At 69.2% G+C, this 21,067-nt stretch carries 17 protein-coding genes and 1 pseudogene; 7 read left to right on the top strand and 11 right to left on the bottom strand.

Translation table 11 applies throughout. The features are described from left to right. Window positions 1–51 precede the first annotated feature (51 nt). The 6 genes and pseudogenes from prcA to arc form a co-directional block, all read right to left on the bottom strand. Complete coding sequence (gene prcA, locus A6A29_RS41815; protein ID WP_073729205.1) at window positions 52–972, bottom strand: proteasome subunit alpha; 921 nt, start codon at window positions 970–972, stop codon at window positions 52–54. A gap of 57 nt (window positions 973–1,029) precedes the next feature. Beyond that, on the bottom strand, window positions 1,030–1,875 hold the full coding sequence (gene prcB, locus A6A29_RS41810; RefSeq protein WP_073729203.1) for a proteasome subunit beta: 846 nt from the start codon (window positions 1,873–1,875) through the stop codon (window positions 1,030–1,032). After that, window positions 1,827–2,018 (bottom strand): annotated as a pseudogene (locus A6A29_RS41805) (endonuclease domain-containing protein); the annotation flags it as partial. The pseudogene A6A29_RS41805 and the gene prcB, both read right to left, overlap by 49 nt. 122 nt (window positions 2,019–2,140) lie before the next feature. After that, window positions 2,141–2,359 (bottom strand): ubiquitin-like protein Pup, encoded by a 219-nt coding sequence (locus A6A29_RS41800; protein WP_073729588.1) that lies wholly within the window; start codon window positions 2,357–2,359, stop codon window positions 2,141–2,143. Window positions 2,360–2,479: 120 nt separating this feature from the next. Continuing rightward, window positions 2,480–3,991 carry a depupylase/deamidase Dop gene (gene dop / locus A6A29_RS41795; RefSeq protein ID WP_241838854.1) on the bottom strand — a complete coding sequence of 504 codons (1,512 nt, stop codon included), beginning with the start codon at window positions 3,989–3,991 and terminating at the stop codon, window positions 2,480–2,482. Between the two features lie 236 nt (window positions 3,992–4,227). After that, entirely contained in the window at window positions 4,228–5,994 is a 1,767-nt protein-coding gene (gene arc, locus A6A29_RS41790; protein WP_073729199.1) for a proteasome ATPase, read from the bottom strand. A gap of 241 nt (window positions 5,995–6,235) precedes the next feature. Here arc and A6A29_RS41780 point away from each other — a divergent pair, with 241 nt between their 5' ends. Next, window positions 6,236–6,547: a ferredoxin gene (locus A6A29_RS41780; RefSeq protein WP_073729197.1), complete on the top strand. Its 312-nt coding sequence runs from the start codon at window positions 6,236–6,238 to the stop codon at window positions 6,545–6,547. Between the two features lie 4 nt (window positions 6,548–6,551). Here the strand turns inward: A6A29_RS41780 and A6A29_RS41775 are convergent, their stop codons facing one another. The 3 genes from A6A29_RS41775 to A6A29_RS41765 all read right to left on the bottom strand — a co-directional run bounded on the left by A6A29_RS41775 (window position 6,552) and on the right by A6A29_RS41765 (window position 9,625). Next, entirely contained in the window at window positions 6,552–7,142 is a 591-nt protein-coding gene (locus A6A29_RS41775) for a hypothetical protein (RefSeq protein WP_073729195.1), read from the bottom strand. Window positions 7,143–7,392: 250 nt separating this feature from the next. Beyond that, window positions 7,393–8,301, bottom strand: coding sequence for a tRNA (adenine-N1)-methyltransferase (locus tag A6A29_RS41770; protein ID WP_073729193.1), 909 nt, complete (start codon window positions 8,299–8,301; stop codon window positions 7,393–7,395). Between the two features lie 73 nt (window positions 8,302–8,374). Further along, entirely contained in the window at window positions 8,375–9,625 is a 1,251-nt protein-coding gene (locus tag A6A29_RS41765) for a site-2 protease family protein (protein WP_073729586.1), read from the bottom strand. 171 nt (window positions 9,626–9,796) lie between these two features. On the opposite strand from A6A29_RS41765, the gene A6A29_RS41760 reads away from it, so the two are divergent. After that, window positions 9,797–10,642, top strand: a complete 846-nt coding sequence (locus tag A6A29_RS41760) for a RecB family exonuclease (RefSeq protein ID WP_241838864.1) — start codon at window positions 9,797–9,799, stop codon at window positions 10,640–10,642. Between the two features lie 9 nt (window positions 10,643–10,651). Then, window positions 10,652–11,323 (top strand): response regulator, encoded by a 672-nt coding sequence (locus A6A29_RS41755; protein WP_073729189.1) that lies wholly within the window; start codon window positions 10,652–10,654, stop codon window positions 11,321–11,323. Window positions 11,324–11,407: 84 nt separating this feature from the next. On the opposite strand, the gene A6A29_RS41750 is transcribed toward A6A29_RS41755, so the two are convergent. Further along, window positions 11,408–12,109: an HAD family hydrolase gene (locus A6A29_RS41750; RefSeq protein ID WP_073729187.1), complete on the bottom strand. Its 702-nt coding sequence runs from the start codon at window positions 12,107–12,109 to the stop codon at window positions 11,408–11,410. Between the two features lie 140 nt (window positions 12,110–12,249). Continuing rightward, window positions 12,250–15,762, bottom strand: a complete 3,513-nt coding sequence (gene metH / locus A6A29_RS41745) for a methionine synthase (RefSeq protein WP_073729185.1) — start codon at window positions 15,760–15,762, stop codon at window positions 12,250–12,252. Between the two features lie 241 nt (window positions 15,763–16,003). Between metH and A6A29_RS41740 the strand changes: the two genes are divergently transcribed. The 4 genes from A6A29_RS41740 to A6A29_RS41725 all read left to right on the top strand — a co-directional run bounded on the left by A6A29_RS41740 (window position 16,004) and on the right by A6A29_RS41725 (window position 21,059). Continuing rightward, on the top strand, window positions 16,004–16,768 hold the full coding sequence (locus A6A29_RS41740) for an IclR family transcriptional regulator (RefSeq protein WP_073729183.1): 765 nt from the start codon (window positions 16,004–16,006) through the stop codon (window positions 16,766–16,768). Window positions 16,769–17,077: 309 nt separating this feature from the next. Further along, complete coding sequence (locus tag A6A29_RS41735) at window positions 17,078–17,851, top strand: MIP/aquaporin family protein (RefSeq protein WP_073729181.1); 774 nt, start codon at window positions 17,078–17,080, stop codon at window positions 17,849–17,851. 41 nt (window positions 17,852–17,892) lie between these two features. After that, window positions 17,893–19,443 (top strand): glycerol kinase GlpK, encoded by a 1,551-nt coding sequence (glpK, locus tag A6A29_RS41730; RefSeq protein WP_073729179.1) that lies wholly within the window; start codon window positions 17,893–17,895, stop codon window positions 19,441–19,443. Between the two features lie 5 nt (window positions 19,444–19,448). Further along, complete coding sequence (locus A6A29_RS41725; protein ID WP_073729177.1) at window positions 19,449–21,059, top strand: glycerol-3-phosphate dehydrogenase/oxidase; 1,611 nt, start codon at window positions 19,449–19,451, stop codon at window positions 21,057–21,059. Window positions 21,060–21,067 lie beyond the last annotated feature (8 nt).

Raw genomic sequence — 21,067 nt, 5'->3', positions numbered from 1 at the left:
CACGCGGTGGACCGCGGGCCGGGGCACAGGAGCAAGCCTGACCGGAGGGGTCTACTCCTCCGACGACTCCGGTGTCTCCGAAGCTCCGGACGACTCCGACGACTCGGAAGCGTCCTTGCCCTTGGTGGATCCACCGGCACCCTTGGCACCGGCCTTCTTGGCGCCCGTCCCCTTGGCACTGGCCCCCTTGGCACCGGCCGAATCGGCCGGCGCGTCGGCGGAATCGGCGTCCTCGATGTCGGACGGGGCGTCCGTCGGGGTGGTCCCCGCCCCGTCCGCGTCCAGCAGCCGCGTCAGCTGCCGGCCGACGATCCGCTTGAACTTGCGCTGCTGCGGCCGCGTACGGTCCAGAACCGCGACCTCCAGCCGCTCCGCGGGAATCTCCCGCTCGCCACCGTTGGGCTCGCGCGACAACGCCTGAACGGCGAGCTTGAGCGCCTCCGCGAGCGTCATGCCATCACGGTGGCGCTGGTCCAGGAAGCTGCTGATCTGCTCCGCGTTGCCGCCGACCGCGACCGAACCGTGCTCGTCCACGATGGAACCGTCGTGCGGCAACCGGTAGATCTGGTCGCCTTCGGCCGCGGCACCGACCTCGGCGACCACCAGCTCCACCTCGTACGGCTTCTCGGCCGCGCTGGAGAAGATGGTGCCCAGCGTCTGCGCGTAGACGTTGGCCAGCCCACGGGCCGTCACATCGTCGCGGTCGTAGGTGTAACCCCGCAGGTCCGCGTAACGTACGCCGCCGATGCGGAGGTTCTCGTACTCGTTGTACTTACCGGCGGCCGCGAAGCCGATCCGGTCATAGATCTCGCTGAACTTGTGCAGCGCACGGGACGGGTTCTCGCCGACGAACACAATGCCGTCGGCGTACTGCAGCACTACCAGGCTGCGACCACGGGCGATGCCCTTCCGGGCGTATTCCGCCCGGTCGGCCATGGCCTGCTGAGGTGAGACATAGAACGGCGTCGACACCGGCTATCCGTCCCTTTCTGTCAGTGACGAGTGCATCGAAGGAGCCTCAGGGACCGGTCAGAGCAGCGCGGCGCGCGGGCCGTCGGGCTGCTCCAGGCGCCGCTCCAGGATCGAGCGCGCGATCTCGGCGGACTCCTGGTCGGTCAGCCTCCGGAAGCCTTCGTCGGTGATGACGGTGATGATCGGGTAGATCCGGCGGGCCACATCCGGGCCACCGGTCGCCGAGTCGTCGTCCGCGGCGTCGTACAGCGCCTGTACGACCAGGGTGAGGGCCTGCTGCTCCGTCAGGTCCTCGCGGTAGAGCTTCTTCATCGATCCGCGGGCGAAGATCGAGCCGGAGCCGGTGGCCGCGTAGCCGCTCTCCTCGGCACGGCCGCCGGTGACGTCGTAGGAGAAGATCCGGCCCTTCTCGCGGTCCACGTCGAAGCCCGCGAAGAGCGGGACGACCGCGAGGCCCTGCATGGCCATGGCCAGATTGCTGCGGATCATGGTGGAGAGCCGGTTGGCCTTGCCCTCCAGGGAGAGCTGAGCGCCCTCGACCTTCTCGAAGTGCTCCAGCTCCAGTTGGAAGAGCTTGACCATCTCCACGGCCAGACCCGCCGTACCGGCGATGCCCACCGCCGAGTACTCGTCGGCCGGGAAGACCTTCTCGATGTCGCGCTGCGCGATCATGTTGCCCATGGTGGCGCGCCGGTCACCTGCCAGCACGACACCGCCGGGGAACGAAGCCGCGACGATGGTCGTACCGTGCGGCGCCTCGATGGCCCCCTTCAGGGGCGGCAGACTCCGGTTGCCCGGAAGCATCTGGGGCGACTGGTCGGACAGGAAGTCCATGAACGAGGACGAACCCGGCGTCAGGAAGGCAGCTGGTAGACGCCCGGTGCTACGAGTGTTGGCTTCCACGCGTTTCCCTCCAGGTATGCGATGGCCCTGCGCAAGGTGTCAGGATCATCCCCCAACTTGCCGATGGCCGAATTGCAGTTGAAGCACATTACGCCACGGACCCTACCCGCCCCGTGACAGTGATCCACATGTTCGGCGGGAGCAGCGGAATTCATCGTGCGGCCGCGTACGGGGTGACGGCTCACCTCCGTCGTGCAAGCCGTCACCCCGCCTCCCCGTGCACCGCGAGCGCCCGGGTTCACTTCCGGGCGTTCACATCCGTGAACTACTGTCCACCCTTTTGAACAAAAGACCTGACGAAGTCCTCGGCGTTCTCTTCGAGGACGTCATCGATCTCGTCCAGTACCGAGTCGACGTCATCGCTCAGCTTCTCCTGGCGCTCCTTGAGGTCCTCGGACGCCTGCGCGTCCTGCGCCTGCTCCTCGGCCTCCTCGGTGGAGCGCGTCGCCTTCTGCTGTCCGCCGCCGGTGTCCTTGGTCGCCATGTAGCTCACCCCGCTCGGTTCGAAGCACTTGATCAGACCCTACCCATGGGGTCCGACATTGGCCCGGTACTTGTCTCAACGTCCGGAGGTCATCTGATTGATTCCCAGCCGAGCGGCCTTTCAGCCGCCCGACAGCACCCGGACCAGCTCCTCCGCCGTGCGGCACCGGTCCAGGAGGTCCTTGACGTGTTCGCGGGTGCCGCGCAGCGGCTCCATGGTGGGCACCCGTTGCAGCGAGTCACGATCCGGCAGGTCGAAGATGACCGAGTCCCAGGAGGCCGCGGCGACGTCGTCCGCGTACTGCTCCAGGCAGCGGCCCCGGAAATAGGCCCTGGTGTCCTCGGGGGGCTTCGTGCGGGCCCGGGTGACCTCGTCCTCGTCCAGCAGGCGCTTCATCCTGCCGCGGGCCGCCAGGCGGTTGTAGAGCCCCTTGTCCGCCCGTACGTCGGCGTACTGGAGGTCCACCAGGTGCAGGCGCGGCGCGTCCCAGTCCAGGCCGTCGCGGCGGCGGTAGCCCTCCATGAGCTCCCGCTTCGCGATCCAGTCCAGCTCCCCGGCCAGGCTCATCGGATCGTTCTCCAGCCGGTTGAGGGTGTCCTCCCAGCGGAGCAGGACGTCCTTGGTCTGCTCGTCCGCGTCGGCGCCGTAGCGTTCCTCGACGTACTTGCGGCCCAGTTCGAAATACTCCATCTGCAGCTGGACAGCGGTGAGCGTCCGGCCGCTGCGGAGCGTGATGAGCTGCTTCAGGGTGGGGTCGTGCGAGACCTGGTGCAGGGTCCGTACGGGCTGGTCGACGGCGAGGTCGACGTTGATGAAGCCGTCCTCGATCATGGAGAGGACCAGGGCCGTGGTGCCGAGCTTCAGATAGGTCGAGATCTCCGAGAGATTCGCGTCACCGATGATCACATGGAGCCGGCGGTACTTCTCCGCGTCCGAATGGGGCTCGTCCCGGGTGTTGATGATGGGGCGCTTGAGCGTGGTCTCCAGGCCCACCTCGACCTCGAAGTAGTCCGAGCGCTGGCTGATCTGGAAGCCGTGTTCGTGACCGTCCTGGCCGATGCCGACCCGGCCCGCGCCTGTGACGACCTGCCGGGAGACGAAGAACGGGGTCAGGTGGCGCACGATGTCCGAGAACGGGGTCTCCCGGTGCATCAGGTAGTTCTCGTGGGTGCCGTAGGAGGCGCCCTTGTTGTCGGTGTTGTTCTTGTAGAGGTGGATCGGCTGGGCACCGGGGATCGCGGCCGCCCGCTCGGCGGCCTCGGCCATGATGCGCTCGCCGGCCTTGTCCCACAGCACCGCGTCGCGTGGGTTGGTGATCTCGGGTGAGCTGTATTCGGGGTGCGCGTGGTCGACGTACAGCCGGGCACCGTTGGTGAGGATCACATTGGCGAGGCCGATGTCCTCGTCGGTGAGCTGGCTGGAGTCGGCGGTTTCACGGGCGAGGTCGAAGCCTCGCGCGTCGCGCAGCGGATTCTCCTCCTCGAAGTCCCAGCGGGCGCGGCGCGCCCGGTGCATCGCCGCCGCGTAGGCGTTGACGATCTGGGACGAGGTGAGCATGGCATTGGCGTTGGGGTGGCCGGGGACGGAGATTCCGTACTCCGTCTCGATGCCCATTACTCGCCGTACGGTCATGCGGCCCTCCTTGCCCGGCGCCGCTCCCCTGCGGGGGCGACGCTCAAGTACCGCTGCTTGTCCGGTGCGTATGCGGTGCCCGTCACCGCACTGCGCGACTCGGCGGTACCGCAGAGCCTAGAGCGCCTCTGCGCCGGTGGGGAGATCAATTACGTCATTGTTCCGGCCGGGTCGTGACGGTCGGAAAGCAACCGGCTGCGGACGCCCGAACCGGGCGTCCGCAGCCGGACCGCTCACTACAGGTACTGCCCGGTATTCGCCACCGTGTCGATGGACCGGCCGGTGTCCGCGCCCTGCTTTCCGGTGACGAGTGTGCGGATGAAGACGATCCGCTCACCCTTCTTGCCGGAGATCCTGGCCCAGTCGTCCGGGTTGGTGGTGTTCGGAAGGTCCTCGTTCTCCTTGAACTCATCCACACATGCCTGGAGGAGATGGGAGACGCGAAGGCCCTTCTGGCCTTGTTCGAGGAATGCCTTGATGGCCATTTTCTTTGCCCGGTCGACGATGTTCTGAATCATCGCGCCGGAGTTGAAGTCCTTGAAGTACAGGACTTCCTTGTCGCCATTGGCGTACGTGACCTCGAGGAAGCGGTTCTCCTCGGACTCCGTGTACATCCGCTCCACGACGGACTGGATCATGGCGTGGGCGGCAGCCGGCTTGGAGCCGGTGTGCTCGGCCAGATCGTCGGCGTGCAGCGGGAGGGACGGGGTCAGGTACTTCGCGAAGATGTCCTTCGCGGCCTCGGCGTCCGGACGCTCGATCTTGATCTTCACATCGAGGCGGCCGGGTCGCAGGATGGCGGGGTCGATCATGTCCTCGCGGTTGGAGGCGCCGATGACGATGACGTTCTCCAGGCCCTCCACCCCGTCGATCTCGGCGAGCAGCTGGGGGACGATGGTGTTCTCCACGTCCGAGCTGACGCCGCTGCCGCGGGTGCGGAAGAGGGATTCCATCTCGTCGAAGAAGACGATGACGGGGGTACCCTCGCTCGCCTTCTCCCGGGCACGCTGGAAGACGAGGCGGATATGCCGCTCGGTCTCGCCGACGTACTTGTTGAGGAGCTCGGGGCCCTTGATATTGAGGAAGTAGCTCTTCCCCGTGGGCTGTCCGGTGACCTCGGCGACCTTCTTGGCGAGCGAGTTGGCCACGGCCTTGGCGATAAGAGTCTTGCCGCAGCCGGGCGGGCCGTAGAGCAGGATGCCCTTCGGTGGCCGCAGTTCGTGCTCCCGGAAGAGGTCGGGGTGCAGGTACGGAAGCTCGACCGCGTCGCGGATCAGCTCGATCTGGTCGCCCAGACCGCCGATCTTGTCGTAGTCGATGTCCGGGACCTCTTCGAGGACGAGCTCCTCGACCTCGCTCTTGGGGACCACCTCGTAGACATAGCCGGACCTCGGCTCCAGCAGAAGGGCGTCGCCGGGGCGGATGGTGATGTCCAGCAAGGGCTCGGCGAGCCGCACCACCCGCTCCTCGTCGGTGTGCCCGACCACCAGGGCCCGTTCGCCGTCCTCAAGGATCTCCTTGAGGGTGACGATGTCGCCCGCGCGCTCGTACGCCATGGCCTCGACCACATTGAGCGCTTCGTTGAGCATGACCTCCTGGCCTCGCCGGAGGTCTTCGAGCTCGACGCTGGGGCTCACGTTCACCCGGAGCTTGCGACCCCCGGTGAAGATGTCGCTCGTACCGTCCTCGTTCGCTTGCAGGAAGACCCCGAAGCCGGCCGGCGGCTGTGCGAGCCGGTCGACCTCCTCCTTGAGGGCCACGATCTGGTCGCGGGCCTCGCGGAGCGTATTGGCGAGCCGCTCGTTCTGTGCGGACACGCCTGCGAGGTTCGTCTGGAACTCGACGATCCGCTCTTCGAGAATCCTCGTATGACGCGGAGAGTCGGCGAGCTTACGTCGCAGGACGGCGATTTCCTGCTCGAGATAGGCGACCTGGCCGGCTGGGTCTTCTGACCCTCGCCCGGGCCGGTTGCCGCGGTTGATGTCGTCGTCGTGGGCTGCCACGGTCCTCACCTCCTCCATGGGGAGCTGGACGCTTCCTGACCCTACCTGGGTGGGTGATGATTGAAACCCCTAGATCACAAAGACTCCGGGACGTGTCCGATCTTCACCCTTGCGCTCTCCCTCACGACAAGGGAATACCCACCCTTGAGCATCGGAAAGCGGCCGGTTGTATCGTCGAAGCGTTCAACACCCGTCAGGGCTGGCTCCAATTGGTTCAGATACGCAGGGAACGGCAGGACACATGACCGTGCAGCAGGACGCGTCGGGCGACAGTGACACGCAGGACCTGGAGGTCTGGATCGACCAGGACCTCTGCACGGGCGACGGCATCTGTGTGCAATACGCACCTGAGGTCTTCGAGCTGGACATCGACGGTCTGGCGTACGTGAAGAGCGGGGACGACGAGCTGTTGCAGGACAAGGGCGCCACAACGCCGGTGCCGCTGCCGCTCCTCCAGGACATCGTGGACTCGGCCAAGGAGTGCCCCGGCGACTGCATTCATGTCCGTCGCGTTTCGGACAGCGTCGAGGTCTACGGACCGGACGCGCAGTAACCGTTCAGGCACTCCGTGCGAGGTCGCCCGTGGAACGGACGAAGGCGTTGCCCTTCCAGTGCCAGGTGACGTTCTCCCGCCGGTCGGGGCAGCAGCGCGGGACATCGATCGAGGAGTAGCCGAGCAGGGTCGCCGAGACGACGCCGTCACGTACGGCGAAGTCGCCGACCGTCATCTTCTGGGCGGGGTCCACCAGGGTCGCCACGACCCTGGACGCGGCCCCGCTCCTCTGTGTGAGGACGTAGACGCCGCTGGGCGGGGTACCGGAGCCGGCCGCGCAGTGGACGACCGCCACCGTTTCCGGTCTGCCGTCCCCGTCGAGGTCTCCGGGGGCCTGCTTGGCCACCGTGCGCCCGGCACTGCCGCAGTCCAGCGGGAAGGACGCCGTCGCCGGGTCCGGGGCCGGGACGGGCGCGGTGCCGTGCTGGGCGGTACTGCGGTGCTCCGACGCCGTGGCGGTGGCGGTGGCGGTGGCCGAGCCGGGCTGGAGCAGTCCCGCCCCGGCGACGACGGCGGCCATGGCCGCGGCCGTGGCGAGCCAGTGCACCGGCTTGGTGTCGGTGTGCGCGAGGTCCGGGAGCTCGGAGGTCTGCACGCGGTATGTCTCCTGTGGTTCCTGGGGAGCCGGGGGGGGAAGGCCGTGCCGGATGGGCGTCGGCGGGCGGGGGTGGCCAGCATCGTGCCACACCTCACACGGCGTGGGAACAGCGGGGTGGGTGCCGGTTCCCACAGGTGCCGGTTCCCACGGGTGTACGTCCGTCCCCCACCGCAACGAAAAGGCGCCGCCGCGCAGTTCCCGGGTCGGTCCGGGCAACTGCGCGGCGGCGCCGGTGCGTTGTACGGGGTCAGCCGCGGGTGGCGGAACCGCTCTGGCTGCCGGGTCCGTCGTAGTCGTCGCCGTAGGCGCCCTTGGACGGGCGGCGGCGGCGCAGCGGGGCCTCGACGCCGTCCGCGAGGCGGCGGGCGGTGACGAGGAAGCCGGTGTGACCGATCATCCGGTGGTCGGGGCGGACGGCCAGACCCTCGACGTGCCAGTTGCGGATCATCGACTCCCAGGGCTGCGGCTCGGCGAAGCAGCCGATCTCACGGATGGACTCGACGGTCCGCGAGAGCTGGGTGGTGGTCGCGACGTACGCGCAGAGGATGCCACCGGGCACGAGCGCCTTGGACACGGCTTCCAGGCACTCCCAGGGAGCGAGCATGTCCAGGACGACGCGGTCGACCTCGGTGTCGGAGAGGTTGTCCTGAAGGTCACCGATGGTGAGCTGCCAGGCGGGGTGCGGGGAGCCGAAGTAGCGCTCGACGTTCTGCTGGGCGATCTCGGCGAAGTCTTCGCGGCGCTCGTAGGAGTGCAGCATGCCCTGCTCGCCGATGGCCCGGAGCAGGAAGGTGCTCAGCGCGCCCGACCCCACGCCTGCCTCCACGACACGGGCGCCGGGGAAGATGTCGGCGAAGGCCAGGATCTGGCCCGCGTCCTTGGGGTAGACCACGGCGGCGCCGCGGGGCATGGACAGGACGAAGTCGGGGAGCAGGGGGCGCAGCGCGAGATAGGCGACGTTTCCCGTGGTACGGACAACACTGCCCTCGGGAGCACCGATCAGCTCGTCGTGCGGGAAAGAACCCTTGTGGGTGTGGAAATTCTTTCCGGCTTCGAGCGTGAAGGTGTAGTGGCGTCCCTTGGGGTCGGTGAGCTGGACCTGGTCCCCGACCTTGAAGGGCCCACGTCGGCGGGCGGCACCGGTCGGTTCAGACATGTGACCAGCGTACCGGTGTTTCCCGGGGCGCCGACCGCGCCGGCGGCTGCGGTGGCCGGGCCCCGCCGCCGGGTCAGGCGCCGGGGCGGGCCATGGCGGCGACGAATGCGCGTTCGACGTCGACGGTGGAGAGGACTCCGTAGATCTCGCCGGTCTCCTCGACCACGAGGTATTCGGTGGCCGGGGTGGCCTTGAGCCGGTCCAGCAGGGCTTCGCCGGCGAGTTCGGCGGGGACCCTCATGCCGTCGGTGAGGTCCTGGGCGAGACCGCTGACGGCGACCCAGGGGCGGCGGTGCTCGGGGACGCCGACGATGGCCGCCTCCCGGACGACGCCCTTGGGGTTGCCCTGTCCGTCGACGACCACGAGGGCGCGGGCGCCCGCTTCGTTGGCCCGGCGGAGCGCCTCGGAGAGCGGGGTGGCCGATTCGACGGGGACGGCGCGCCGGGTGAGGGTGCGGGCGCGCAGGTCGGGGAGATGTTCGCGCAGGCGGGCCATGCGCAGGCTGTTTCCGGCGCCGGTCCAGATGATTCCGGCGAGGATCGCGGCGAGCAGGGCGTCGGTGACGGTCTCCATGCCGCTGATCTCGTCGGTGGCGTTGCCGAGGGCTCCGGTGTGGGTGAGGAGCGGGAGGCCGACGAGGACGGTGACGGCGAGGCCTCGGCCGACCCAGGCGGCGGCGATGGTGCCGCTCATGGGCTTGCCGGTGATCTTCCAGACGACGGCGCGCAGCATCCGGCCGCCGTCGAGCGGGAGGCCGGGGAGCAGGTTGAAGGCGGCCACGATGAGGTTGGAGATCATCAGTCCGGCGAGCAGGACGCCGGGGACGGTGCCGGGCTCGACGAACTGCATGGCGAGGTAGAACACACCGCCGAGGACGAGGGAGAGCAGCGGGCCGACGAAGGCGAGGACGAATTCGCGGCCGGGGGTCTCGGATTCCTTCTCGATCTCCGAGACGCCGCCGAAGAACTGCAGCTGGATACGGCGGACCGGGAGCTTGTAGCGCAGCGCGGCGACCGTGTGGGCCAGTTCATGGACGAGTACGGAGGCGTAGAAGGCGATCGCGAAGAAGAGCGCGACCAGGTACCGGAGGCCACCGAGCTCGGGCAGGACCCGGTCGAGCTGGCCGCCGAAGACCCAGGTGATGAGGGCGGCCACGACGAACCAGCTGGGGGCGACGTATACGGGCACTCCGAAGGGGCGGCCCATGAGCAGGCCGCCGCCCGGTTCTGCGGGGCGTTGCGGTTTGCCGTTCTCGGGTCCGGCGCCGGGGCCCGTTCCCCCTGCGCCGGGCTGCGGCCGCCCGCTGTCGCCGCTCTCGTCCACGTGGTCCCTTCGGTCGGTGGCGTCTGCCACGATCATGCAGTGTGCGAGGCTCTGTGGTCGATGGTATGCCGCTCGCTGTCAGTGGCGGGTCGTAGGGTCTGAGCCATGACCTCCGTACCGCGGCCGCCCCAGCCGCCCTCGTCCCTGTCGCCGTCGCGGGCGAGCGATTTCATGCAGTGCCCCTTGCTGTACCGCTTCCGGGTCATCGACAAGCTGCCGGAGAAGCCCAGTGAGGCGGCTACCCGGGGCACGCTGGTGCATGCGGTGCTGGAGCGGCTCTTCGACGCACCGGCGGCGGACCGCACGGCCCCGCGGGCGCAGGCGCTGATTCCCGGCCAGTGGGACCGGTTGCTGGAGTCGAAGCCGGAGCTGACCGAGCTGTTCGCCGAGGACACGGAGGGCGAGCGGCTGGCGCGCTGGCTGGGTGAGGCCGGGCAGCTGGTGGAGCGCTGGTTCTCGCTGGAGGACCCGACGCGTCTGGAGCCCGCCGAGCGGGAGCTGTTCGTCGAGACGGAGCTGGCGTCCGGGCTGAAGCTGCGCGGGGTGATCGACCGGATCGACGTGGCGCCGACCGGTGAGGTCCGGATCGTCGACTACAAGACGGGCAAGGCACCGCGTCCGGAGTACGCGGAGGGTGCCCTGTTCCAGATGAAGTTCTACGCCCTGGTGATCTGGCGGCTGAAGGACGTCGTGCCGCGGCGGCTCCAGCTGGTCTATCTGGGCAGCGGTGACGTGCTGACGTACGACCCGGTGGTGGCCGACCTGGAGCGGGTGGAGCGCAAGCTGCTGGCGCTGTGGGAGGCGATCTCACTGGCGACGGAGACGGGTGAGTGGCGGCCGCGTCCGACGAAGCTGTGCGGCTGGTGCGACCACCGCGCGGTCTGTCCGGAATTCGGCGGGACTCCCCCGGTATACCCGTTGTCGGTACGCCCGGCGGAGTCCGGCGAGGATGGCCAGGGCAGAATGGGACCGGTCCGGGCCGAGGCCGGCCAACCAGTGGCCCCTGAGGGCCCTTAAGGAGTTTTCGTGGCGATCCGGGTCCTGCTGGTCGATGACCAGCCACTGCTGCGCACCGGCTTCCGGATGATTCTGGAGGCCGAGGGCGACCTCGCGGTGGTCGGTGAGGCCGGGGACGGTCTGCAGGCCATCGATCAGGTGCGGGCGCTGCAGCCCGATGTGGTGCTGATGGACATCCGTATGCCTCGGATGGACGGTGTGGAGGCCACCCGTCAGATCACCGGTCCGGGGCGGGACGGTCCGGCGAAGGTGCTGGTCCTGACGACGTTCGACCTCGACGAGTACGTGGTGGAGGCGCTGCGCGCGGGTGCGAGCGGCTTCCTGCTGAAGGACGCTCCGGCCAATGAGCTGGTCCAGGCCATCCGGGTGGTGGCGGCGGGTGAGGCGATGCTGGCTCCGAGCATCACGCGCCGGCTGCTGGACAAGTACGCGGATCACCTGCCCTCGGGCGAGGACCCGGTTCCGGACGCGCTGCACACGCTGACGGAGCGCGAGGTGGAAGTCCTGAAGCTGGTGGCGCGCGGGCTGTCCAACGCGGAGATCGCCGCGGACCTGTTCGTCAGCGAGACGACGGTCAAGACGCACGTGGGGCATGTGCTGACGAAGCTGAGCCTGCGGGACCGCGTGCAGGCCGCCGTCTACGCCTACGAGAGCGGCCTGGTGCGCCCCGGCGCCCAGTGACGGCACGGGACCCCGGCGCGTGCGGACGGGGCGGTCGCCGCGCTTGCGTTCTCAGCGCGCGGGGCGGTCGCCGCGCTTGCGTTCTCAGCGCGGTCCCGTGATCAGTCCCCGAAGGAACGCGAGATCGACTTCTTCGAGCGAGCTCACGATCACCCGGCCTGATGCCGGGGCGATCGGCGCCACGGACGGTACGGCGACCACCCGGCACCCCGCGGCCTCCGCCGCGGCGACACCCGTGGCGGTGTCCTCGATGACCGCGCAGCGCCACGGGTCGGCCCCGAAGCCGGCGGCGGCGGTGAGGTAGGGCTCCGGGTGCGGCTTCGTCCGGGTGACCTCGTCACCGGCGACCGTGAGGGCGAAGTGGTGGTGGCCGACCGAGTCCAGCACCCGGTCGATGATCCGCCGGTGCGAGGCGGAGACGAGGGCGGTCGGCACGTCGTACGCGGCGAGCTCGGCCAGCAGACGCCCGGCGCCCGGCATCAGCGGCACACCGCTTCCGATGCGCTTCTCGAAGCGGTCGTTGAGCAGCCCGGTGAGTTCGTCGAGCGTGATGTCGGCTCCGGTGGAGTCGATGAGGTAGCCGGCGCTGCGGGTCATCGGCCCGCCGACGACCACGTCCCGCCACGCCTCATCGAGCCGGTGACCCAGATCGGCGAAGACCTCCACCTCGACGTCCCACCAGAAGCCCTCGGTGTCGACGAGGGTTCCGTCCATGTCGAGAAGGACCGCCTGCAGGGCGGCGCCTTCGGCCGTGCGAGTCAGGGACGCGGGAACCGTACTGGTCATCCGGCACACCTTCCGTAGGGACGAGAAGGCCGGCCGCCGTCCCGGTGGGGAGGGCGACCGGCCTGCACTGGACCGACCAGTGTACGACTCGTCCGGCTACCGCGCGGGGAACGGCGTGCTGCCGCGCGGGGAACAGTGCCTCACCGGGCGTTGAAGTACTTCGCCTCGGGGTGGTGGATGACGATCGCGTCGGTGGACTGCTCGGGGTGCAGCTGGAACTCCTCGGAGAGCTTGACCCCGATCCGCTCCGGCTCCAGGAGCTCGGCGATCTTCGCCCGGTCCTCCAGATCGGGGCAGGCGCCGTATCCGAGGGAGAAGCGCGCGCCGCGGTACTTCAGCGCGAACATGTCCTCGACATCGGCGGGGTCCTCGCCGGCGAAGCCCAGCTCGCTGCGGACCCGGGCGTGCCAGTACTCCGCCAGGGCCTCGGCGAGCTGTACGGACAGGCCGTGCAGCTCCAGGTAGTCACGGTAGGAGTTGGCCTCGAACAGCTCGGCGGTGGCCTCGCCGATCTTCGACCCGACGGTGACGACCTGGAGGCCGACGACATCCACCTCGCCGGACTCCTCGGGGCGGAAGAAGTCGGCGAGACACAGCCGCCGGCCGCGGCGCTGGCGCGGGAAGGTGAACCGGGTGCGCTCCGAGCCGTCCTCGTGGAGCAGGATCAGGTCGTCGCCCTTGGAGACGCAGGGGAAGTAGCCGTAGACGACGGCCGCCTCCAGCATGTTCTCGGTGTGGAGCTTGTCGAGCCAGCCGCGCAGGTGCGGGCGGCCCTCGGTCTCCACCAGCTCCTCGTACGTCGGTCCGTCGCCGGTACGGGCCTGCTTGAGGCCCCACTGGCCCTTGAAGAGCGCGCCCTCGTCCAGCCAGGAGGCGTACTCCTTGAGCTGGATGCCCTTGACGACCCGGGTGCCCCGGAACGGCGGCTCGGGGAGGGGATTGTCCGTCGCGACGTCGGAGCGGACGCCCTCCTCCGGCTCCGACACCTCCAGCACGGCCGCCTCCCGCTTGGGCACCCGGCGCTGCTTCAGCTCGGGGAGCGTGGCACCGGGGACTCCGCGCTTGACGGCGACGAGGGCGTCCATCAGCCGCAGGCCCTCGAAGGCGTCGCGGGCGTAGCGCACCTCGCCCTCGTAGATCTCGTGGAGGTCCTGTTCGACATAGGCCCGGGTGAGGGCGGCACCGCCGAGGATCACCGGGTAGTCGGCGGCCAGCTTGCGCTGGTTCAGCTCCTGGAGGTTCTCCTTCATGATCACGGTGGACTTCACCAGGAGACCGGACATGCCGATGACGTCGGCGCGGTGCTCCTCGGCGGCTTCCAGGATCGCGGAGACGGGCTGCTTGATGCCCAGGTTGACGACGTTGTAGCCGTTGTTGGACAGGATGATGTCGACGAGGTTCTTGCCGATGTCGTGGACGTCGCCGCGGACGGTGGCCAGCACGATGGTGCCCTTGCCGTCCGCGTCCGACTTCTCCATGTGGGGCTCCAGGTGGGCCACCGCGGTCTTCATGACCTCGGCGGACTGGAGCACGAACGGCAGCTGCATCTGGCCCGAGCCGAAGAGCTCACCGACGACCTTCATGCCTTCGAGCAGGATCTTGTTGACGATGTCCAGGGCGGGCGTGTCCTGGAGGGCCTCGTCGAGGTCGGCCTGGAGACCGTTCTTCTCGCCGTCGATGATGCGCCGCTGAAGGCGCTCGTCCAGCGGCAGGGCGAGCAGTTCCTCGGCCTTGCCCGCCTTCATGGACTTCATGTTGACGCCCTCGAAGAGCTCCATGAGCTTCTGCAGGGGGTCGTAGCCCTCGGCGCGGCGGTCGTAGATCAGGTCGAGGGCGACCTTGACCTGCTCCTCCTCCAGGCGCGCGATCGGAAGGATCTTGGAGGCGTGCACGATCGCGGAGTCGAGACCCGCCTTGACGCACTCGTCGAGGAAGACGGAGTTCAGCACGACGCGGGCGGCCGGGTTGAGGCCGAAGGAGATGTTGGACAGGCCCAGCGTGGTCTGGACGTCGGGGTGGCGCTTCTTCAGCTCGCGGATGGCCCCGATGGTGGCGATCCCGTCGCCGCGGGACTCCTCCTGACCGGTGCAGATGGTGAAGGTGAGGGTGTCGATGAGGATGTCCGCCTCGTGGATGCCCCAGTTGGTGGTGAGGTCCTCGATGAGCCGCTCGGCGATGGCGACCTTGTGCTCGACGGTGCGGGCCTGGCCCTCCTCGTCGATGGTCAGGGCGATCAGTGCGGCACCGTGCTCCGAGGCCAGGGCGCTGACCAGCGCGAAGCGGGACTCGGGGCCGTCGCCGTCCTCGTAGTTGACGGAGTTCAGTACGGCACGGCCGCCGAGCTTCTCCAGGCCGGCGCGCAGCACGGGCAGTTCGGTGGAGTCCAGCACGATCGGGAGGGTGGAGGCGGTCGCGAAGCGGCCCGCCAGCTTTTCCATGTCGGCGACGCCGTCGCGGCCCACGTAGTCGACGCAGAGGTCGAGCATGTGCGCGCCCTCGCGGATCTGGTCGCGGGCCATCTCGACGCAGTCGTCCCAGCGGGCTTCCAGCATCGCGTCGCGGAACTTCTTCGAGCCGTTGGCGTTCGTACGCTCACCGATCGCGAGGTACGAGGTGTCCTGGCGGAAGGGGACGGTCTGGTAGAGCGAGGCGGCACCGGGCTCGGGGCGCGGTTCGCGGACCGTGGGGGCCGTGCCGCGGACCCGCTCGACGACCTGGCGCAGGTGCTCCGGCGTCGTACCGCAGCAGCCGCCGACCAGGGAGAGGCCGTATTCGCGTACGAAGGTCTCCTGGGCGTCCGCGAGCTCGGACGGGCCCAGCGGGTAGTGCGCGCCGTCCTTGCCGAGCACCGGGAGTCCCGCGTTCGGCATGCAGGAGATCGGGATCCGGGAGTGCCGGGCGAGGTAGCGCAGGTGCTCGCTCATCTCGGCGGGGCCGGTGGCGCAGTTCAGGCCGATCATGTCGATGCCGAGCGGCTCCAGCGCGGTGAGCGCGGCGCCGATCTCGGAGCCGAGCAGCATGGTGCCGGTCGTCTCGACGGTGACGGAGCAGATCAGCGGCAGGTTGGTGCCGGTGGCTTCCAGGGCCCGCCGGGCACCGATGATCGACGCCTTGGTCTGCAGCAGGTCCTGGGTGGTCTCCACCAGGAGGGCGTCGGCGCCACCGGCGATCATGCCTTCGGCGTTCTGCTGGTAGGCGTCGCGGAGCTTGCCGTACGGGGCGTGGCCCAGGGTCGGCAGCTTGGTGCCCGGTCCCATGGAGCCCAGCACCCAGCGCTGCTGTCCGGTCGACGCGGTGAACTCGTCGGCGACCTCGCGGGCGATCCGGGCGCCGGACTCGGAGAGCTCGTGGACGCGCTCGGGGATGTCGTACTCGCCGAGGGCCGCGAGGTTCGCGCCGAAGGTGTTCGTCTCGACGCAGTCGACACCGACCGCGAAGTACTCCTCGTGCACCGAGCGGACGATGTCGGGGCGGGTGACATTGAGGATCTCGTTGCATCCTTCGAGGTTCTCGAAGTCCTCAAGGGTGGGGTCCTGTGCCTGGAGCATGGTGCCCATGGCACCGTCGGCCACCACCACACGGGTGGCGAGCGCCTCTCGGAGGGCGTCGACTCGGGTCCGGCTTTCGGCGGCGGATGTCGGCAACGAGGCCATGGATGATCTCCCAGGGATGCGACGGCTGTCGGCTTTGCGACCCTCTGTCGGAAGGCGCACCCCGCCAGCGTAGCCGGACGCGGCCCTGCCCCGTCAGTGCGTTCACGGTGCGGACTGCATGCTGTGCCCGGGGGACAGCACGCTGCGAGTGGTGGGGCAGAGTTTCCCGGGGGTCGAGCAGAGGTCGGCATCGACCGATAGTGTTCAGCATTGTCGAACCGAGGTGGAGGAGTACGGCGCGATGGCCAAGAACATCCAGTCGCTGGAGCGGGCGGCCGCGATGCTGCGTCTGCTGGCGGGCGGCGAGCGTCGGCTCGGCCTCTCCGACATCGCCTCCTCCCTGGGGCTGGCCAAGGGCACCGCCCACGGCATTCTGCGCACGCTCCAGCTGGAGGGCTTCGTCGAGCAGGACGCGGCGTCCGGCCGCTATCAGCTCGGCGCCGAACTGCTGCGGCTCGGCAACAGCTATCTGGACGTCCACGAACTGCGGGCGCGCGCCCTGGTGTGGACCGACGACCTGGCCCGCTCCAGTGGCGAGAGCGTCCATCTGGGTGTCCTGCACCAGCACGGCGTCCTCGTCGTCCACCACGTCTTCCGGCCCGACGACAGCCGCCAGGTCCTGGAGGTCGGGGCCATGCAGCCGCTGCACTCCACGGCGCTGGGCAAGGTGCTCTCGGCCTTCGACCCGGTGGCGCACAGCGAGGTCATGGAGACGGAGCGGCGGTCCTTCACCACCCGCACCGTCACGGCCCCGGACGAGTTCGAGTCGCTGCTCGACCTGATCCGGGCGCGCGGCTGGGGCACCGATGTGGAGGAGACCTGGGAAGGGGTGGCCGCCGTGGCCGCACCCATCCACGACCGGCGGCGGATGCCGGTGGGCGCGGTGGCCGTCACCGGAGCGGTGGAGCGGGTCTGTCCGGGCGGCGAGCTGCGCCCCGAGCTGATCGCGGCGGTACGGGACTGCGCCCGCGCGGTCTCCCGGGACCTGGGCGCCGGCCGCTTCTGAGCCGGCCGGCCGCCGCACCGGCTGCCGCACCCGCCGCCGACCCGGCCGAGGCCGTAACGATCGGGTCCCGCACCGAGTCGTACGCCACACACCCTTGACGCTTCATTCATTCGGGGGAAACACTGCCGTTCAGCGGTCGGCATTGCCGAACACCTAACGGAATTTCCGCGTTAGGGTGTGGCAGTGCCAAGGGCCGGTCAAGCCCTACAGGTGGAGTGACCACACTTCGTGGGTACCCACCTGGGGCGCGATTCACCGGAGGGACCCGGTGAGTCGCCTTCCCCTGGACGAACGACAAAGGAGTCGCGGGTGTCCAGCTCCGACATCTTCATCGGCGAGACCATAGGTACCGCCGTACTCATCCTGCTGGGCGGCGGCGTCTGTGCCGCCGTCACGCTGAAGCGCTCCAAGGCGTTCAACGCCGGCTGGCTCGCCATCACCTTCGGGTGGGGTTTCGCCGTGCTCACCGGTGCGTACATATCCGCCGGCACGTCCGGCGCCCACCTCAACCCGGCGGTGACCGTCGGCCTCGCGATCAAGGGCGCCACCGAGTGGAGCGACGTCCCGGTCTACTTCGCCGGGCAGCTCCTCGGCGCGATGATCGGCGCGGTGCTCGTCTGGGCCGCGTACTTCGGTCACTTCACGGCACACCTGAACGACCCCGAGGTCGCGAAGCAGAAGACGGCGAACCCGGGTCCGGTGCACGGCGTCTTCTTCACCTCGCCGGAGATCCGCAACGTCGGCCAGAACATGGCGACCGAGATCATCGCGACCACCGTCCTGGTGCTCGCCATCCTCACCCAGAGCACGATCCCCGGCCTCGGTCCGGACGATCCGAAGGGTCCGGGCGTGCTCGGCGCGATGATCACCGCGTTCGTCGTCGTCGGTCTGGGCCTCTCGCTCGGCGGCCCGACCGGATACGCGATCAACCCGGTCCGTGACCTCGGCCCCCGAATCGTGCACGCTCTGCTTCCACTGCCCAACAAGGGCGGCTCGGACTGGAGCTATGCCCTGATCCCCGTGGCGGGTCCGCTGATCGGCGGCGCCCTCGCGGGCGGGATCTACCAGCTCGCCTTCGCCTGAGCCATTCAGAGCCGTACACACAGACTTTCCGGGAGCACACCGTGACCGACGCACACACCACCGGGACCCATGGCACCGGGCCGTTCATCGCGGCCATCGACCAGGGCACCACCTCCAGCCGCTGCATCGTCTTCGACAAGGACGGCCGGATCGTCTCCGTCGACCAGAAGGAGCACGAGCAGATCTTCCCGAAGCCGGGATGGGTCGAGCACGACGCGACCGAGATCTGGGAGAACGTCCAGGAGGTCGTCGCCTCGGCCATCGTCAAGGCGGGGATCACCTCCGCCGATGTCAAGGCGATCGGCATCACCAACCAGCGCGAGACCACCCTGCTCTGGGACAAGAACACCGGCGAGCCCGTGCACAACGCGCTGGTCTGGCAGGACACCCGCACGGACGCGCTCTGCAAGGAGCTGGGCCGCAACGTCGGCCAGGACCGCTTCCGCCGCGAGACGGGTCTGCCGCTCGCCTCGTACTTCGCCGGGCCCAAGGTCCGCTGGCTGCTCGACAACGTCGAGGGACTCCGCGAGCGCGCCGAGCGCGGCGACATCCTCTTCGGCACCATGGACTCCTGGGTCATCTGGAATCTGACCGGCGGCACCGATGGCGGCGTCCACGTCACCGACGTCACGAACGCCTCGCGCACCCTCCTGATGAACCTGCACACGATGGCGTGGGACGAGAAGATCCTCCACTCCATCGGCATCCCCGCCGCCGTGCTCCCCGAGATCCGCTCCTCCGCCGAGGTGTACGGCTCCGCCAAGGGCGGCGTGCTCGACGGGGTCCCGGTGGCCTCCGCGCTCGGTGACCAGCAGGCCGCGCTGTTCGGCCAGACGTGTTTCGCCGAGGGCGAGGCCAAGTCCACGTACGGCACCGGCACCTTCATGCTGATGAACACCGGCCACACCCCGGTGAACTCGTACAACGGTCTGCTCACCACGGTGGGCTACCAGATCGGCGACGAGCGCCCGGTGTACGCCCTGGAGGGCTCCATCGCGGTCACCGGTTCGCTGGTGCAGTGGATGCGCGACCAGATGGGCCTGATCAAGTCCGCGGCCGAGATCGAGACGCTGGCCTCCTCGGTCGAGGACAACGGCGGCGCCTACTTCGTCCCCGCCTTCTCCGGCCTGTTCGCCCCGTACTGGCGCCCCGACGCCCGCGGCATCATCGCCGGTCTCACCCGGTACGTCACCAAGGCGCACATCGCCCGTGCCGTACTCGAAGCCACCGCCTGGCAGACCCGCGAGATCAGCGACGCCATGACCAAGGACTCCGGCGTCGAGCTCGCGGCGCTCAAGGTCGACGGCGGCATGACCTCCAACAACCTGCTGATGCAGACGCTCGCCGACTTCCTCGACGCACCCGTGGTGCGTCCGATGGTCGCCGAGACCACCTGCCTCGGCGCCGCCTACGCCGCCGGTCTGGCCGTCGGCTTCTGGCCGGACACCGATGCCCTGCGCGCCAACTGGCGCCGGGCCGCGGAGTGGACCCCCCGCTTGGACGCGGAGACCCGCGACCGCGAGTACAAGAGCTGGCTCAAGGCCGTGCAGCGGACCATGGGCTGGCTCGACGACAGCACAGTCGAGGAGTAATCACCATGACCACCCTGCAGAGCGTCCCCGCACTCGGGACGCACCCGGCCTCCGGCTCCCTCCCGAGCCGCGCCGAGACTCGGGAGCAGCTCTCCAAGGCGACGTACGACCTCCTGGTCATCGGCGGCGGCATCCTGGGCATCTCCACCGCCTGGCACGCCGCGCAGTCCGGACTGCGGGTGGCGCTGGTGGACGCCGGTGACTTCGCCGGGGCGACCTCCTCCGCCTCCTCCAAGCTGCTCCACGGCGGTCTGCGCTACCTGCAGACCGGCGCGGTGAAGCTGGTGGCGGAGAACCACTTCGAACGGCGCGCGGTCTCCCGCGAGGTCGCCCCGCACCTGGCCAATCCGCTCACCTTCTACCTGCCGGTCTACAAGGGCGGGCCGCACGGCGCGGCGAAGCTCGGTGCGGGCGTGTTCGCGTACTCGGCGCTGTCCGCGTTCGGTGACGGCGTCGGCCATGTGATCAGCCCCGCGAAGGCGCAGCGCGACGTCCCCGAGCTGCGTACGGACAATCTGAAGGCCGTCGCGGTCTACGGCGACGACCAGATGAACGACGCCCGCATGGCGCTGATGACGGTCCGTGCGGCCGTCGAGGCGGGTGCGGCCGTCCTCAACCACGCGGCGGTGACCGGCCTCCGGTTCACCAGGGGCCGGGTCACGGGCGCCGATCTGTCGGACCGCACGGACGGCACGGAGTTCGGGGTCACCGCCCGGCTCGTGCTGAACGCGACGGGACCGTGGGTCGATCACCTGCGGAAGATGGAGGACCCGAACGCGGCGCCTTCCATACGTCTGTCCAAGGGCGCGCACCTGGTGCTCAGGCGCACCCGCCCCTGGAAGGCGGCACTGGCCACCCCGATCGACAAGTACCGCATCACGTTCGCCCTGCCGTGGGAGGACATGCTGCTGCTCGGGACGACCGACGAGGAGTACGAGGGCGACCCGGGCGATGTCGCGGTGACCGAGGCGGACACGGCGCAGATCCTGGACGAGGCGGCGTTCTCGATCCGGGACCAGCAGCTGTCCCGCGATCTGATCACGTACTCCTTCGCGGGTCTGCGGGTGCTGCCCGGCGGCCCCGGCGACACGTCCAAGGCGAAGCGCGAGACGGTCGTGACGGAGGGCCGCGGCGGCATGCTGTCGGTCGCGGGCGGCAAGTGGACGACGTTCCGCCACATCGGCCGCACCGTGATGAACAAGCTCGCCGCGCTGCCGGGGCACCCGCTGGCGGAGGACATGGAGCCGATGGCGCGGCTGCCGCGGAAGCTTCCGCTGCCCGGGATATCCAACCCCGCCGCGGTCGCGCACCGGCTCCTGGTCGACGGCGGTGCCTCCGGTCCCCGGATGTCGCCCGACACCGCACGGCACCTGGCCACCCACTACGGTTCGCTGTCCTTCGACATCGCGCGCCTGGCCAACGAGAACCCGGCGCTGGCCGAGCGCGTCCACCCGGACGCGCCGGAGATCTGGGCCCAGGTCGCCTACGCCCGCGACCACGAGTGGGCCGAGACGGCGGACGATGTGCTGCGCCGCCGTACGACACTGACGATCCGGGGGCTCGCGACCGACGAGATCCGCGGCAGGGTCGACGACATGCTGGCCGGCCGGGACTGATCACCGGA

The organism is Streptomyces sp. TSRI0281 (genome assembly GCF_001905125.1).
In the GTDB taxonomy this organism is placed as follows: domain Bacteria; phylum Actinomycetota; class Actinomycetes; order Streptomycetales; family Streptomycetaceae; genus Streptomyces.
Note: the sequence above shows the minus strand (reverse complement) of the source record. Positions and strands in the feature narration are given on the sequence as shown.